General features: G+C 70.6%; 2 protein-coding genes and 1 pseudogene. 2 read left to right on the top strand and 1 reads right to left on the bottom strand.

Translation table 11 applies throughout. From position 1 onward, the window contains the following. Positions 1 to 131: 131 nt before the first annotated feature. Complete coding sequence (locus JWQ05_RS16205; RefSeq protein ID WP_299660385.1) at positions 132 to 503, bottom strand: transposase; 372 nt, start codon at positions 501 to 503, stop codon at positions 132 to 134. 251 nt (positions 504 to 754) lie between these two features. On the opposite strand from JWQ05_RS16205, the gene JWQ05_RS16200 reads away from it, so the two are divergent. Both JWQ05_RS16200 and JWQ05_RS16195 read left to right on the top strand, forming a co-directional pair. Beyond that, positions 755 to 1,981, top strand: coding sequence for a transporter substrate-binding protein (locus tag JWQ05_RS16200; protein WP_299660383.1), 1,227 nt, complete (start codon positions 755 to 757; stop codon positions 1,979 to 1,981). Positions 1,982 to 2,036: 55 nt separating this feature from the next. After that, positions 2,037 to 2,525 (top strand): annotated as a pseudogene (locus tag JWQ05_RS16195) (urea ABC transporter permease subunit UrtB); the annotation flags it as partial.

The following is a 2,525-nucleotide window of genomic DNA, read 5'->3' as shown; positions in this document are numbered from 1 at the left end:
TCTGGTAGCCCATGGCGCAGCGTCACGCAACGGGGCAGTGCAGCAGGCGGCGCTCTCAGGAACGGTGGCCGGCGCTGTGAGCGGCAACGGCCGGACGCACCGAGCGGGGCGGGTTGCGCGGACGGCGGTCGTCAGTTCGCGGTCCGGACGGAGGCGTAGCGCCCGACCGAGGCATGGCCGCCGCGGAAGCGAATCGGGGCGGCGGGGGTCGGCGCGGGCGAGTCGGCCCTTGCCGGGCTTGTTAGGCGCGGGGCCGTCGGGGCATGGACCAGCAGGGCGTGCCGGAGGGCGCTGACCTCGGCGCGCAATCGTGCATTCTCACGCTCGGCTTCACCGAGCCGCGCGACGCCGGCCGGTTGCAATCCGCCGAGACGCCGGCGCCAGCGATAGAACGTCCCGACGGAGACCCGCGCGGCCGCGCAGATCGCCGCGATGGCGGTTCCGTGCTCCGCCTCCCGGAGCAGGAAGGCGATTTCCTGATCCGTGTGTCGGGATCGGCGCATGCGCGAAAGCCCCCGTGTTCGATGCTCATCGCCCCCGTGCAGCAAGAAACGAACCGCCGGGCCATCGAAACGCGAAGACGAAGCGCGCGCCGGCTTATGCAAATTTTGACGTCTCATCGGCGTGATCGCCCGTCGCATGGGCGAAACGCCATGGTTTTGCGCAAGGGCCGGCGGCGCTGCAGCCTATTTGGCCTTCCGCTCCGCGCCTCCGGCTCCGACAATTCAGGCGTCACGGGACGAGGCGCCGAGCGATGGTCGAATTCACGAGACGCGGTTTCATGGGGAGTGTGGCGGCCCTGTCCGCCCCCGCCATCATCCGGCCGGCCTGGGCCGCCGACACGGTCAAGCTCGGCTGCCTGTTCTCGTCCTCGGGCACGATGGCCAATCTCGAGGGACGGCTGAACCACGTGGTGCGCATGGCCGCCGACGGGATCAACGCCCGGGGCGGGGTCAACGGACGGCGCATCGAGGTCGTGACCTCGGACCCGGCCTCGGATTGGCCCCTCTACGCGCAGGTCGGCCGGCAGATGCTGCAGCAGGAGAAGGTCGCGGCCCTGTTCGGCTGCTGGACCTCGGTGTCGCGCAAGTCCGTACTGCCGGTGGTGGAGCAGAATGACGGGCTGCTGTTCTATCCGCTCCACTTCGAGGGCGACGAGAACTCCAAGAACGTCGTCTACGTGAATTCGCCGCCGGCGAGTTCGGTGCTGCCGGCGGTGGATTACCTGATGGGTGCGGAGGGCGTCGGCGCCAAGCGCTTCTTCATGATCGGCTCGGACTATGTCTGGCCGCGCACCATCAACAAGCAGCTGAAGGCCTACTGGACGTCCAAGGGAGTGGCGGCAACGGCCTGGCGCGAGGAATACGTGCCCCTCGGCTTCTCCAACTTCCAGACCCTGGTCAACCAGATCCGCAGCTTCGCCGCCGAGCCCGGCGGTCAGCCCATCGTCGTGCTCACCGTCGTCGGCTCCTCGATCCCCGACTTCCTGCGCGAATTCGCCAACCAGGGCATCCGCGCCACCGACGTGCCGATCCTCGGCCTCGACATGGTGGAGGCCGATCTCGAGGGCCTCGACACCGCGCCGCTGGTCGGACACCTGAATTGCTGGGCCTATCTCCAGGCGGCCAAGGCCGAGGCCAACACGCGGTTCCTGTCCGACTGGGCGGCCTACGTGAAGGCCAGGAACGTGCCCTTCAGCGCCGGCACGGTCATCGACCCGATGGTCTCGGCCTATGACAGCGTCCAGCTCTGGGCGCTCGCCGCCGCCAAGGCCGGGAGCTTCGACGTGCCGGAGGTGCGCAAGGCGTTTGCCGGCCTGAGCTTCGCCGACCCGTCCGGCTACACCCTGACCATGACGCCCGAGAACAACTACGTCGCCCGCGGCGTCTTCATCGGCTCGGTCAACGAGAAGCAGGGCTTCGATATCCTCTGGCAATCCCCCGATGCCCCCAAGCCCGTGCCGTTCAGCCCGTATGGTTGAGGGACGGGGCCGGTTCAGGATCTGGCTCGGCGGCCTTCTCTGTGCCGCAGGTCTGATGGTGCAGCCCGTGTCGGCGGCCGCACCGGCACAGGATCGCGCCGCCTTCGCCACGTCTCTGTGCGGGGACGGCGCGGCGCAGACGAGGGGCGTGGAGGCGTTCCTTAGCCAGGCCGCGGACATCGATGCCGCTGAACTCGCCTGGGCCGGCGCGACGCTGCGCGCGCTCCTCGACCGGCGCCTCGCCTGCCTCGGTGAGACCGCGCTGCTGCTCGACCGGGCCGGCGCACCCGAGGGCACCGAGGCGGCCACTGGCGCGGCGCGTCCGGCCACCGGCGGCCGCTCCCCGGTGCTCGGCCTGCGCCAGCGCGCCCTCGTCGAGACCGCGTCCGGGGTGGCGACCCTCCTGACCGCGCCCAGCGTCGAGGCGCGCAGAGCCGGCCTCGCCGCCCTGGAGCGCCGGATCGCCTCGGTGCCGGACGCTGTCCTCCTGCGCGCGGGGGCCGCCGAGGGCGACGCGGGCCTGCGGGCCTCCATCGGAGCGGTC

Origin of the sequence: Methylobacterium sp. (assembly GCF_028290105.1) — a bacterium.
Classification (GTDB): Bacteria; Pseudomonadota; Alphaproteobacteria; order Rhizobiales; family Beijerinckiaceae; genus Methylobacterium.
Note: the sequence above shows the minus strand (reverse complement) of the source record. Positions and strands in the feature narration are given on the sequence as shown.